Raw genomic sequence first — 12,967 nt, 5'->3', positions numbered from 1 at the left:
CATGAGCCGATTTTTTGGTGAGATCCGCCAGGTGGCCTACATCGTGCCCGACATCGAGGCCGCGATGGCGCACTGGTCCGAGGTGCTGGGCGTGGGGCCCTGGTTCTACAACCCGCGTGTGCCCATCCGCAACTACCACTACCGGGGTGCGAGCTACGAGCCCCACAACTCGGTGGCCCTGGCCAACGCCGGTTCGCTGCAGATCGAGCTGCTGCAAACCCGCAACGACGTGCCATCGATGTACCGCGACTTCACCCAGGCCGGCCACCGGGGCGTGCAGCACGTGGCCTACTGGACGGAGGACTTCGATGCCGACCTGGCCCGCGCCGAGGCCGCCGGCTTCACCGTCTGCATGGGCGGCGAGGTGGGCGCCAACGGCCGCTTTGTCTACTTCGAGGACCGGGGTGCCCTGCCCGGCACCACCATCGAGTTGTCCGAAGTGGCCGGCCCCAAGGGCCGCATGTTCACCCTGATCCGTGAAGCCTCGGTCAACTGGGACGGCAAGAACCCGGTGCGGCCCTTCCCCGACCTGTCCAAGCTGTGATGAACGACACCCTGCGCGCCACCTACCTGATCGAGACGCCACTGGACCCGGCCGGTGTGGCCGAGGTGCTGGCCGGCGAACAAAGCAGCGGGACCTTCGTGCGCGTGGCCGGCGAGACCGACGCGCTGCGCCAACGCTCACGCGCCACGGTCAGCACGCTGGAAGAGCTGCCTCCCCTGTCCGCGCCGAGCCTGCCCAGCGCCTGGCTGCAACGTCATCCACCCAGCGGGCCGTGGCGGCGCGCCCGAATCACGGTGGACTTCCCCACCGCCAACATCGGCCACAACCTGCCCACGCTGTGGGCCACGGTGGCCGGCAACCTGTTCGACCTGGGCGAAACCACCGGTATGCGGCTGGAAGCGCTGGCGCTGCCCCGCGCCTTCCGAGACCGCTTCGAGCGACCGCGCCACGGCGTCCCCGGCACCCGCGCCGCCGCCGGCGTGCCCGCCGGCCCGCTGGTGGGCACCATCATCAAGCCCAACGTGGGCCTGAGCGCCGCCGAAACCGGCGCCCTGGTGGCCGACCTGTGCCGCGCGGGCGTGGACTTCATCAAGGACGACGAGTGCTGCGGCGACGCCGAACACGCCCCCGTGGCCGACCGCATCCGCGCGGTGATGGCCGCCGTGCGTGCCCACCGTGACGCCACCGGCAAACAGGTGATCGTGGCCATCAACATCAGCGACGAGCACGATGCCATGCTGCGCCACGCCGAGCTGCTGCAAAGCGAGGGTGGCACCTGCGCCATGGTGTCCATGAACTGGACCGGCCCGTCGTCGGTACAGACACTGCGCCGCGAATGCGACCTGATCCTGCACGGCCACCGCAACGGCTATGGCATGTGGGCGCGTCACCCGGCCCTGGGCGTGGCCTTCCAGGCCTATGCCGCCTTGTGGCGCCTGACCGGCGTCGACCACATGCACGTGCATGGACTGGACGGCAAGTTCGCCCAGGACAACAACGAGGTGATCGTGTCCGCACGCGACTGCCTGACACCCCTCGCCGACCCCTGCGACACAGGCGATATCGTGATGCCCGCCTTCAGCTCGGGCCAATGGGCCGGCACCCTGCCCCAGACACTGGACACCGTGCCCAGCGGCGACCTGTTGTTCATGTGTGGCGGCGGCATCCTGGCCCACCCCCTGGGCCCGGCCGCCGGCGTGGCCAGCATTCGCCAGGCCTGGGCGGCTTGGTCGGCCGGTACCCGGCTGGCCGATGCCGCTGCGCAAGCCCCGGCCTTGCAGGCCGCGCTCGATTTTTTCGGGCCCAAGCCCGATTGAAGCGGGCCTGACAGACATGCTGCGGCTGGCCTGGTACGGTGACGATTTCACCGGCGCTTCGGACACCTTGGCCACGTTGTCGGCCGCCGGCCTGCGGGCCGCCCTGTTCCCGCAGGTTCCCACCGTCGATCAGTTGGATCGCATGGGCCCGTTGGACGCTCTCGGCGTGGCCGGCACCGCACGCGCATTGGCACCGGCGGCCATGCGCGAGGAACTGGCTGGCGTGCGCGCCCTGTTCACGCGGCTGCGCCCCACCGTCACACACTACAAGTGCTGCTCGACCTTCGACAGCGCCCCCCACGTGGGCAACCTGGCCGTGGGCCTCCAGGCCCTGCGCTTCGATGGCCAGCACCGCTGGGTTCCCATCGTTGGCGGTCAACCCAGCCTGGGGCGCTTTTGCGCCTTTGGCCAGCTGTACGCCACGGCCTCGGCGGGTGGCGAGGTCTTCCGCATCGACCACCACCCGACCATGAGCCACCACCCGGTCACCCCCATGGGAGAAGCCGATCTGCGCGTGCACCTGGCGGCACAGGGCCTGACGCGCACCGGCGCCATCGACCTGCGCGCGCTCGACTCCGCCTGCGACGAGGTGCTGGACCAGGCGCTCGATGCGCAGCTGGCCAAGGCACCCGACGCGGTGCTGTTCGACGCCACCCACGAGACCCACCTCGAACGCATCGGCCGTCTGCTGTGGCAACGTGCCGCACAGCACCCCCTGCTGGCACTGGGCGCCAGCAGCGTCGCGCAGGCCCTGATCGCCTGCTGGCCACGCGACGCCGCGGCCCATCCCCCCCCAGCATCGATCGTCGCGCCAGCCTCCACCCCGGTGTTCCTGATGGTCGGCAGCCTCTCGCCCGTGACGGCCGCGCAGGTGCAGGCCAGCGCCGGTGACTACACGGCGGTCACCATTCCCACCTCACCCAGCGATTTGGGCAGCACGGCCATCGACAGCCTCGCCGCGCACTGTGTGGCCCTGCTCAACCAAGGCCATTCGGTGATGGCGCGCACGGCCGCGCCTCGCCCAGACAGCGCCGCGCCAGCCGACGTCGCTGCCTTCTGTGGCCGGCTGCTGCAAGGTGTGCTGCAAGGCGCGCCCCAGGTGCGCCGCGTGGGCGTGGCCGGTGGCGACACCTCCAGCTTCGCGCTGCGCCACCTGGCGCCCTGGGCTTTGCGCTGGGCCGGGTCACTGGCGCCCGGTGTGCCACTGCTGCGCGTCCACGCCGACCAGCCCGGACTCGACGGCGTGGAGCTCATGCTCAAGGGCGGCCAGATGGGGCCGCCGGATGTGTTCGGGCGCTTGTTGCGGGGCACGGGCCATTGATGGGCCTGCCCGCCCACGCCATGGCGGCTGGGCCGGACCGCTCACTCCGCCTTGATCGCCAGCGGCTTCACCTGGCGCGCGCCAACCAGCTCCTTGAGGCCTGATGTCGTATTGATCGCGGCGCTTCGCTTCGTCAGGTGGTGAGCCGCTCGGGACGGCTGTCCAGAACCGGGCGCGTTGGCGCGGCTGCGGCCAGAGAGCGGCCGGGGATGCCCCGCCGCATCCACGTCAACCGTTCACGGCCTGCTGGGACAGGTAATCAAGCAGGCGCTCGGCTGCGGGCGTCAGGTCGCCCTGGCGGCGGTAGCAGATGGCGAAGCGGCGCTGCGCCCAGTCGTTGAGCAAAGGCACCAGCCGCACCTGGCCGGCCGAGACATAAATGCCGGCCACCTCGCGCGGCACCACGCTGATGCCCAGGCCGGCGCCCACCACACGGAAGGCGGCGTCGAAGTTGGACACCACCACCCGATAGCTCAGACCCCGCCCCACCTTGGTCGCTGCGCGGTGCAGCATGGTGTAGACGGCGGTGCTGGGCGGCAGGCCCACATGGTCGAAGTCCAGCGTTTCCTCGAAATGCACCGCCTCGCGCCTGGCCAGCGGGTGGTCGACTGGCACCGCGAGCGACAGCTCGTCACGGCGGTAGGGCCGCGACTCCAGACCTCGGAAGTCGGCGTTTTCCCAGCACACGCCCAGCGACACCACGCCGTCGCGCACCATGGCCACCACGTCCTTGGAGAAGCGCTCCTCGATGTCGACCTTGATGTCGGCGTGATCGGGCTCGCGCATGAAGTGCGCCAAGTCGTCGAGCAGCGATTCGGCGATGGCCGAAGCACTCGCCACCACCCGCACCTGGCCCTTGATGCCGCCCTTGAAGGCGGCCATGTCGGCCTCGATGCGTTCCAGGGTGAACAGCAGGGTGCGCGCGTGCTCCAGCAGCGCCATCCCAGCCGGCGTGGGCGCGGCGCCCTTGCGCCCGCGCACCAGCACCGGCGTGCCCAGCGCGTCCTCCAACTGGGCGATGCGTTTGCTGATGGCCGAGGGTTCGATGTGCTCCGCCGCTGCGGCGTCCTTCATGTTGCCGGCGTCCACCACCGCCACCAGCAGGCGCAGTGTCTTGAGGTCCAGATCTCTCATGGGGTTAACCCGTATTTCATTTTCCGAAATGGAATTCGAACGCTTCCAAACCATCACTGGATGTTTTGCATGGAAATCATAGACTCATAGCCACCCCCTGAACACCCTCACCCAACGCACCACTCCATGGCCTCCCTCCCCTCTCAAGCTGTGATCCGCGAAGTCGGCCTGCGCGACGGCCTGCAAAGCATCCAGACCGTGCTGCCCACCGCGCGCAAATGCGATTGGATAGACGCCGCCTTTGCCGCCGGCCAGCGCGAGATCGAGGTCGGCTCCTTCGTGCCGGCCCGCCTGCTGCCGCAACTGGCCGACACCGCAGAGGTGCTGGCCCATGCCAAGACCTTGCCGGGCCTGGTCGCCAGCGTGCTGGTGCCCAACCTCAAGGGCGCCGAACGGGCCCTGGAATGTGGCGCCGACCTCATGCTGCTGCCCCTGTCGGCCAGCCACGCCCACAGCCTGGCCAACCTGCGCAAGACACCCGACGAGGTGGTGGCCGAGATGGGCCGCATGCGCGCCGCCCGCGACGCCTCGGGCAGCAAGACCTTGATCGAAGGTGGCGTGGGCACGGCCTTTGGCTGCACCCTGCAAGGCGAGGTTCAACCCGCCGAGGTGCTGCGCCTGATGATGGCCTTGCTGGACGCCGGCGCCGACCGCGTGAGCCTGGCCGACACCGTGGGTTATGCCCACCCACGCGCGGTGGCCGAGCTGTTCGAGCAGGCCATGAAGCTCGCGGGCGACCGCTTCTGCTGCGGCCACTTCCACGACACGCGTGGCCTGGCGCTGGCCAACGTGTACGCCGCGCTGCAGGTGGGCGTGACCCGCTTCGACGCCTCGCTGGCCGGCATCGGTGGGTGCCCGCACGCGCCCGGCGCCAGCGGCAACGCCGCCACCGAGGACCTGGCCTTCATGCTGTCCGCCTGTGGTGTCGACACCGGCATCGACACCCAGGCCCTGCTGGACCTGCGCGCCAAGGTGGCTGGCTGGCTGCAAGGCGAACCCACCCACGGCGCGCTGTGGCGTGCCGGCCTGCCCAGGACCGGACAAAACGCCGCACAAGCGGCCATCTGAATTTCTTGACTGGACACCCCATGAACCCCACCTCCACCGGCCTGCCCCTCGAAGGCGTGCGCGTCGTCGAATTCACCCACATGGTCATGGGCCCGACCTGCGGCATGATCCTGGCCGACCTCGGCGCCGAGGTCATCAAGATCGAACCACCGGGCGGCGACAAGACGCGCAACCTGCCCGGCCTGGGCATCGGTTTCTTCCGCAGCTTCAACCGCAACAAGAAGAGCGTGGTGCTCGACATCCACACCGACGAAGGCCTGGCCGCCGCCAAGGAGCTGATTGGCCAGAGCGACGTGCTGCTGGAGAACTTCCGCCCCGGCCTGATGGACAAGCTGGGCCTGGGCTTTGACGCGCTCAAGGCCCTGTTCCCGCAACTCATCTACGTGTCGCACAAAGGCTTTTTGCCCGGCCCGTACGAGAACCGCCTGGCATTGGACGAGGTGGTGCAGAACATGGCGGGCCTGACCTACATGACCGGCCCGGTGGGCCGCCCGCTGCGCGCCGGCACCTCGGTCAACGACATCATGGGCGGCATGTTCGGCGCCATCGGTGTGCTGGCCGCGCTGCGCGAGCGCGAGCGCACCGGGCAAGGCCAGGAGATCCAGAGCGCCCTGTTCGAGAACTGCGCCCTGTTGGCGTCCCAGCACATGCAGCAGTTCCAGATGACGGGCGAGGTGCCACCGCCGTTTCCCTCGCGCGTCTCGGCCTGGAGCGTGTACGACACCTTCAGCGTGGCCGGTGGCGAACAGCTGTTCATCGGCGCCGTGAGCGACAAGCAGTTCCTGGTGTTGTGCGAGGTGCTGCAACGCTCCGACCTCGCCACGGACCCGGCCCTGGCCACCAACGCCCAGCGCGTGGCGGTGCGCCCGGCCCTGCTGCAACAGCTGGGCGAGACGCTGCGGCACCACGAACTGGACACCCTGTGTGGCCAGCTGCAGGCCGCTGGCCTGCCCTACGCCAAGGTGGTGCGCCCCGACCAACTGGTGCAGGACGAGCACCTCATTGCCAGCGGTGGCCTGGTACCCATGGAAACCGACACCGGCGGCACCACCCAGGTGGTCCTGTTGCCCCTGCTCATGGGCGGACGCCGCCCCGGCGTGCGCCACCCGCTGGCCAAGGTGGGCGAACACACCGACGAGGTGCTGGGCGCGCTGAACGTGGCCTGACCCGCATCGCTTCCTCACAAACAACGGAGACACACATGAATACCCTCACCCGCCGCACCGCCTTGACCCTTGCCGCCGCCGCGTTGTTGGGCGCGGCCACCGCCCACGCCCAGGCGCCCGCCACCCCGCTGCGCGTGATCCTGCCCGTGGGCGCGGGGTCGGGCGTGGACACCATCGTGCGCGCCGCGCAGATCGCCTTGTCCAAGGCCCTGGGCGGGCAGCCTGTGGTGATCGAGAACCTGCCCGGCGCCGGCGGCATCACCGGCACCCAGGCGCTGGTGAAGGCCGCGCCCGACGGCAACACCGTGGCCTTCATCTCCAACAACCACTCGGTCAACCCGAGCGTGTTCAAGAGCCTGCCCTACGACAGCCTGAACGACATCACACCCATCACCGTGGTGGGCGGATCGCCCTTCGTGCTGGTGGTGAACCCGGCCAAGGTGCCGGTCAAGAGCGCCAAGGAGTTGCAGGTCCTCATCAAGGCCAAACCGGGCCAGTTCAACATGGCCTCGTCGGGCAACGGCACCATCATCCACCTGGCCGGCGAGATGTTTGTCGACGCGCTGGACGTGCAGGTGCAGCACATCCCCTACAAAGGCATGGGCCCCATGCTGACCGACATCATGTCGGGCCAGGTCGAGTTCGGTGTCGCCGCCGTGGCCGCCGCCCAGGGCCACCTCGCCTCGGGCCGGCTCAAGGCCATCGGCGTCATGGGCAAACAGCGCGTGCCTTCCCTGCCCGACGTGCCCACCGTCGCCGAACAGGGCTTCCCCGACGTGGACGTGGCCGGCTGGTTCGCCATGATCGGCCCCAAGGGCCTGCCCGCCGCCCAGGTCAAGCGCCTGCACGACGCCGTGGTGGCCGCCTTCAACGACGCGGATGTGAAAGCCAGCATGGCCAAACAGGACAACGTCATCAACCCGACCACTCCGGACGCCGCCGCCAACTTCCTCAAGACGGAGCAAGCCCGCTACGCACGCCTGGTCACCAAGGCCAACATCAAGATCGACTGACCCAGGCGGCCAGCAGCCCATCCGTCCACCTGACAAGAAAGGCCACCGCCATGGCGCTGTATGAAATCGACGGGCACGCCCCCCAATGTGGCGCCGATGTCTGGGTGGCCGACTCCGCCCAGGTCATGGGACAGGTGCAACTGGGTGACCAGGCCAGCGTGTGGTTTGGCGCGGTCATCCGGGCCGACAACGAACCCATGACCATTGGCGCCGGCAGCAACATCCAGGACGCCTCGGTGCTGCACTCAGACGCCGGCTCGCCGCTGGCCATTGGCGAGAACGTGACCGTGGGCCACAAGGTGGTGCTGCACGGATGCCACATTGGCGATGGGTCGCTGATCGGGATTGGCGCGGTGGTGCTCAACGGCGCCAGGATCGGCAAGAACTGCCTGGTGGGTGCCGGCGCACTGGTGACAGAAGGCAAGGTTTTCCCCGACGGCAGCCTGATCGTGGGCAGTCCCGCCGTGGTCAAGCGCGAGCTGAGCGCGGCGCAGATCCAGGGCCTGCACGACAGCGCCGCCCACTACAGGGCCAATGCGCGGCGCTTCGCCCAGTGTTTGAAGCCCGTTGCACCTCCTGCCACACCACGCTGAACGCAACAGCGGCACGGCGCTGAGTGCGCGCGGGGGTCAAGCGCTTGGCAAGCCCACGCACCTCGGCGTACAGTCCGCGTTCCAGGCCTTTTTTTGCTGTCCAGCCTCAGGAGGTCGGCCATGCGAGACAAGCGGGACAACCCGGTGTCATACCCCCATCGGCCAGCGGTCGACGCGCTGGATCAGGCGTTTGACCTGCTGCACGCTTACCAGGCGGACCCGTTGGTCGCCGTCGATGCGGTCATCGCCGAACACCCGGGCTTCGCGATGGCGCACGCCTTTCGCGCAGGCCTGCTGGCCACCGCCACCGACCGCGCCTTCGAACCCGAACTGATCCGCAGTGTCGTGGCCGCCGAGGCCTTGGCACCACAGGCCAACGACCGGGAACGCGGGCACATCGCGGCCGTACGGGCCTGGCTCGATGGCGACTGGGAACGGGCGACCGAAGCTTGGGGCCGGGTGTCGATGGCCTGCCCCCGCGACCTGTTGGCGCTTCAGTTCGCGCACCTCGGGGACTTCTACCTCGGCTCATCCTGCATGCTGCGCGACCGGGTCGGCCGGGTCCTGCCGCGCTGGGACCGCGGTGTGCCGGGCTACGGTTTTGTGCTGGGCATGCACGCCTTTGGCCTGGAGGAAGCCGGCGAGTACGCCCGGGCCGAGGCGCGTGGCCTGGAGGCGGTGGCCCTGAACCCGCAGGACGCCTGGGCGGTCCATGCCGTCACCCACGTCATGGAAATGGAGGGCCGGCCCCAGGAAGGTGTCAACTTCCTCGCGCGAAGCGCCGACGACTGGGCCCCCACCAGCCTGTTCGCGTTTCACCTGTGGTGGCACCAGGCGCTGTTCTACCTCGATGCCGGCGACGCTGACGCGGCGCTGGCCCTCTTCGACACCCAGATCGGCGCCGGCGGATTCGGGCAAGCACTGGAACTGATCGATGGCTCGGCCCTGCTGTGGCGGCTGTTCCTGCTGGGCCACGATGTGGGCGACCGGTGGCTTGAGCTGCGCGAGAAGTGGCTCACGCGCGTGGACGATGCGTGTTATGCCTTCAATGACGCCAACGCGATGATGGCCTTCGTGGGCGCGGCCGACGGCGAGGCGCAGGCGCGCCTGCTGGCGGCGGTCAGGCGTGCCGCGTCGGGCACGGGCAGCAACGCGATGATGAGCCGCGAAATCGGCGTGCCGGCCTGTGAAGGTTTCGCGGCCTTCGGACGCGGTGACCACGCGGGCGCGATCGACCGGCTGCTGCCGCTGCGCGCCAAGGCCAACCGCTTTGGCGGCAGCCACGCGCAACGCGATGTGCTGTCCTGGACCTTGACCGAAGCCGCGATCCGCCTGGGCGACCGGTCGCTGGCGGAGGCCTTTGTCGCGGAGCGGCAGGTCTGGAAGCCGCTGAGCCCGGTCAACAGCGCGTGGGCGACACGCGCGTCGGCGCTGCACTGAGCAGAAGCGCCCCAAGCTTGTGATGCCTGTTTTTCAGGCATGTCCCGCCACGCCAGCAACGGCGCGGCCTGGCGGACTTGTGCCCACGCTTGTCCACAGCTTTGGGCACCTCAACGGGGGACAAGCGCCCATCACTGGCGGGGCGCGTCCTTGTCCCTGGCGAGCAGGTTCCGAACCCCTTGGTAGTCGAGGTCGCTCACCGCCACGAACGGGCCGGCATCCAGGCCCTGGAACATCGCGGCATAGCCCGGTTGGGGATTCAGGAACACCTCGCGAATGGCCGCCGCGACGCCGGGACACAGGCGGTTGCGAAGGACAAAAGGGTCGGTCGGCACCGGGGGCGAACGCCAGACCACGGTGATGTCGTCGCCATCGAGCACGCCCTTGCGCACCGCGTCGTCGAGCCGGTTGGTGGAGACGAATGCGGCGTCGACCCGCCCGGAGTGGAGCGCGAGAATCGCCCGGTCGTGCGAGCCGGCGTAACTGACCCGCGAGAAGTAGGCGTCCAGCGGCAAGCCGGTCAGCTGGCGCATGCCCGAACGCGGCAGCAGCGCGCCTGAGGTGCTGGCCGGGTCCGTGAGGGCGACGCTCCGGCCCTTCAGCTGGCGCAGCGTGGCCAGGCCGGAGCGCTTGCGTGTGATGAGCACCGAATGGTAGGCCCCCACCTTGCCCGGCTCGGTGGCGTCGCGGCCGGACAGCGCGGCGAACGGTGCCACCGCTGACGCCTCGCGGTCCATCAGCAACGCATACGAGGCGGGCCCCAGCTCGGCCACGTCGACGGCGTCGCTCAGCAAGCCTTCGATGACGGCGCCGTAGGACGGAAACAGACCCACCTCGACCCGCCGTTGCAGCGCGAGTTCGAGTGCACGCAACAAAGGCACGAGGGCGATCCGCTGCTGCTGGACGTTGGACTTGGGGATCAGCGCCATGCGCAGCGGCCGCGGGTCCTCGCAGGCCGACGCCCAGCCCCACACCGGAACCAATGCCAAGCACAAGGCCCCCACCATGCGTGTCCATTGCCGGTGCCAGCGGTGACTCATTGGGGGTGGACGTGTCCGTGTTGCAACAGGCGTGCTGTGTCGTCCGCACCCACGGGCCGGCTGAGAAAATAGCCCTGCACCTCATCGCAATTGGCGGTCTTCAGGTACAGGAGTTGGTCCATCAACTCCACCCCCTCGGCCACCACGCGCATGCCCAGGTTGTGCGCCAGCGTGATGATGGAGGTGACGATCACACCCACGTCGTTGCTGCTGCGCAGGTCGTTGACGAAGGAGCGGTCGATCTTGAGCTTATGAATGGGCAGGTGGCGCACCTGGCTCAGGCTGGAGAAGCCACTGCCAAAGTCGTCGAGCCCGATGCGCAGCCCCATGGCTTCCAGCCGGCCCAGCACCCGGACCGCCACGTCGATGGGCTCGACCAGGCAGCTCTCGGTGATTTCGATCTCGATGTCCTGCGCCGTCAGGCCGTGCTGGTCCAGCAGCGAAGCGATGCGCTGCACCACCTGCTCGTCGCGCAACTGGTGGGGCGAGACATTGAAGGCGACCGGCACGGTCGGCAGCCCTTGCGACTTCCAGGCCGCCAGCTGCGAGCAGCACGCCGCCATGACCCAGTCGCCCAGCTCGGCGATCAACCCGGACGCCTCGGCCAGCGCGATGAACTCGCCCGGGTACACCAGCCCGAATTCGGGGTGTCGCCAGCGGACCAATGCCTCCAGCCCGACGATGCGCATGTCGCTGAGCTGGACCTTGGGCTGGAAGTGCAGCACCAGTTCGCCATCGGCGATGGCGCGCGGCAGCTGGCGCTCCAGCGTCAGGCTGCGCGAGCCCGACGGATTCATCGCCGCGTCGTAGTAGGTGTAGCGGCCGCGCCCCGCCCGCTTGGACTGGTACATCGCCGCGTCGGCGTTGCGGCACAAGACCGTGATGTCGTGGCCATCGCGCGGAAAGAAGGCGATGCCGATGCTGGGCGTCACATGCACCTCATGGCCATCGAGGGCCGGGTAGGGCCGGCTGATCTCGGCCACCAGCTTGGCGGCGATCACGTCGATGTCGGCCACGTTCTCGACCCCGGTGATCAGCACCGCGAACTCGTCCCCGCCCATGCGGCCGACGATGTCGCTGCTGCGCACGTTCTCGCGCAGGCGATCGGCCACCGCCTGCAGCAGCAGGTCACCCACGTGGTGCCCCAGGGAGTCGTTGATCAGCTTGAAGCGGTCGAGGTCGAAGTACAGCAGCGCGTAGTGCTTCTTGCTGCGCCGCGCCGCGGCCAGGTGGCTCGCCGCCAGCTCGTTGAACATGCGGCGGTTGTTCAGCCCTGTCAGATGATCGAAGGACGCGAGCGTCAGCGCGCGCGATTTTTCGTCCTCCAACAGCACGATCAGGCCGTGTTTTTCGTGGTCCGAACGGCTCAGGGCGTTGATCAGCGACTGTTGTCGCCGCAGGCTGCGCAACCACACCCAGGCGACCAGCACCAGCACCGCCGTGAGCGCGCACAGCGTGATCCAGACACCCAGGCTGAAGCGCGTGTGGGCGCCCAGGATGTCGTCGCGGCCACGGCTCACGACCACGGTGAACGGTGTTCGGTCCGAGCGCCGGAACACCGAGAGCTGTGTATCACCGTCGCCGCGCATGTCCAGCGTCAGGTGGCCATCGACGGACGGGCTGGCGGCGATATCGGCCATCTGGCGCAGCTTGCGCGGGCCCGACAAACCCTCCGGGCGCGCTTCCGCCACGGCGGTGCCATCGCGCGCCAGCACATGGATGGAGCCCGACGGTCCGAGCTCGACGTCGCGGTACAGGCTCAACAGGTAGCCCAGGTCCAGGCTGAGCAGAAGGTAGCCGCGCACGGCGCCACCCGGCTCGAAGACCGGCAGCACCAGCGGCACGTCCCAACGATCGGACCGGCGTGTCGGGTCGCCCACGAATTCGACCGACGAACCGCCAGGGGTGTGAAGGCGGCCCACCGCCTGCCGCAGCTGCTGCATGAAATCGGCGCCCTCGAACAGGGGTGACGACTGGAAGCGCGGCTTGAGCGCCGCGTCGTAAAGCACACCGCGCAGAAAGGCCTGGTCGGCGGCCAGCATGCCCCCCAGGCGATGGATGGCGTCCGGTTGCGGGTCCTCGAACCAGGCCGATGCCGCGATGGCGATCAATCGGCCGCGGTCCACCACCTGGGTGAGGTTCTCCGACAAGATCACGGCCACGCCGCGCTGCTGGGCCAGTGCGTTGGCTTCGAGCGCCTGCCGCTCGGACTGCGTGCGGTGCCAGACGCCGGCCCAGATCACGGTCAGCGCGGCCACCGCCAGCACCAGGCTGATCCTGATCAGCGAGGGCCGCCAGGGCGGCTGGAACAGTTCGGCACGAAGTGGACCACTGTCTGATGCGTTCTTAGTCACACGTCGCGATAAGTAAA

General features: G+C 68.9%; 11 protein-coding genes. 8 read left to right on the top strand and 3 right to left on the bottom strand.

Going from position 1 to position 12,967, the window contains the following annotated elements:
- Position 1: 1 nt before the first annotated feature.
- The 3 genes from AAHB17_RS13270 to AAHB17_RS13260 are packed head-to-tail and all read left to right on the top strand — an operon-like array spanning position 2 to position 3,142.
- Entirely contained in the window at positions 2-544 is a 543-nt protein-coding gene (locus AAHB17_RS13270) for a VOC family protein (RefSeq protein WP_342131077.1), read from the top strand.
- Positions 544-1,821 carry a RuBisCO large subunit C-terminal-like domain-containing protein gene (locus tag AAHB17_RS13265; RefSeq protein ID WP_342131075.1) on the top strand — a complete coding sequence of 426 codons (1,278 nt, stop codon included), beginning with the start codon at positions 544-546 and terminating at the stop codon, positions 1,819-1,821. The genes AAHB17_RS13270 and AAHB17_RS13265 overlap by 1 nt, the downstream gene beginning before the upstream one ends.
- A 16-nt stretch (positions 1,822-1,837) precedes the next feature.
- On the top strand, positions 1,838-3,142 hold the full coding sequence (locus AAHB17_RS13260) for a four-carbon acid sugar kinase family protein (RefSeq protein WP_342131073.1): 1,305 nt from the start codon (positions 1,838-1,840) through the stop codon (positions 3,140-3,142).
- A gap of 228 nt (positions 3,143-3,370) precedes the next feature.
- Here the strand turns inward: AAHB17_RS13260 and AAHB17_RS13255 are convergent, their stop codons facing one another.
- Positions 3,371-4,276: a LysR substrate-binding domain-containing protein gene (locus AAHB17_RS13255; protein WP_342131072.1), complete on the bottom strand. Its 906-nt coding sequence runs from the start codon at positions 4,274-4,276 to the stop codon at positions 3,371-3,373.
- A gap of 126 nt (positions 4,277-4,402) precedes the next feature.
- Between AAHB17_RS13255 and AAHB17_RS13250 the strand changes: the two genes are divergently transcribed.
- The 5 genes from AAHB17_RS13250 to AAHB17_RS13230 all read left to right on the top strand — a co-directional run bounded on the left by AAHB17_RS13250 (position 4,403) and on the right by AAHB17_RS13230 (position 9,556).
- Positions 4,403-5,344, top strand: coding sequence for a hydroxymethylglutaryl-CoA lyase (locus AAHB17_RS13250; RefSeq protein WP_342131071.1), 942 nt, complete (start codon positions 4,403-4,405; stop codon positions 5,342-5,344).
- Positions 5,345-5,364: 20 nt separating this feature from the next.
- Positions 5,365-6,510, top strand: a complete 1,146-nt coding sequence (locus tag AAHB17_RS13245; protein ID WP_342131070.1) for a CaiB/BaiF CoA transferase family protein — start codon at positions 5,365-5,367, stop codon at positions 6,508-6,510.
- Between the two features lie 35 nt (positions 6,511-6,545).
- The gene (locus AAHB17_RS13240; RefSeq protein ID WP_342131069.1) at positions 6,546-7,523 is read left to right on the top strand and encodes a Bug family tripartite tricarboxylate transporter substrate binding protein; all 978 of its coding nucleotides are present in this window, start codon (positions 6,546-6,548) and stop codon (positions 7,521-7,523) included.
- Positions 7,524-7,573: 50 nt separating this feature from the next.
- The gene (locus AAHB17_RS13235) at positions 7,574-8,116 is read left to right on the top strand and encodes a gamma carbonic anhydrase family protein (protein ID WP_342131068.1); all 543 of its coding nucleotides are present in this window, start codon (positions 7,574-7,576) and stop codon (positions 8,114-8,116) included.
- Positions 8,117-8,236: 120 nt separating this feature from the next.
- Complete coding sequence (locus AAHB17_RS13230) at positions 8,237-9,556, top strand: tetratricopeptide repeat protein (RefSeq protein WP_342131067.1); 1,320 nt, start codon at positions 8,237-8,239, stop codon at positions 9,554-9,556.
- 131 nt (positions 9,557-9,687) lie between these two features.
- Here AAHB17_RS13230 and AAHB17_RS13225 read toward each other — a convergent pair whose 3' ends face one another.
- Positions 9,688-10,596, bottom strand: a complete 909-nt coding sequence (locus AAHB17_RS13225; RefSeq protein ID WP_342131066.1) for a phosphate/phosphite/phosphonate ABC transporter substrate-binding protein — start codon at positions 10,594-10,596, stop codon at positions 9,688-9,690.
- Positions 10,593-12,950, bottom strand: coding sequence for a putative bifunctional diguanylate cyclase/phosphodiesterase (locus AAHB17_RS13220; RefSeq protein WP_342131065.1), 2,358 nt, complete (start codon positions 12,948-12,950; stop codon positions 10,593-10,595). The genes AAHB17_RS13225 and AAHB17_RS13220 overlap by 4 nt, the downstream gene beginning before the upstream one ends.
- Positions 12,951-12,967 lie beyond the last annotated feature (17 nt).

This window comes from Hydrogenophaga sp. OTU3427 (assembly GCF_038440225.1).
Lineage (GTDB): Bacteria > Pseudomonadota > Gammaproteobacteria > Burkholderiales > Burkholderiaceae_C > Hydrogenophaga.
This window is presented reverse-complemented; position numbering and strand designations above follow the sequence as displayed.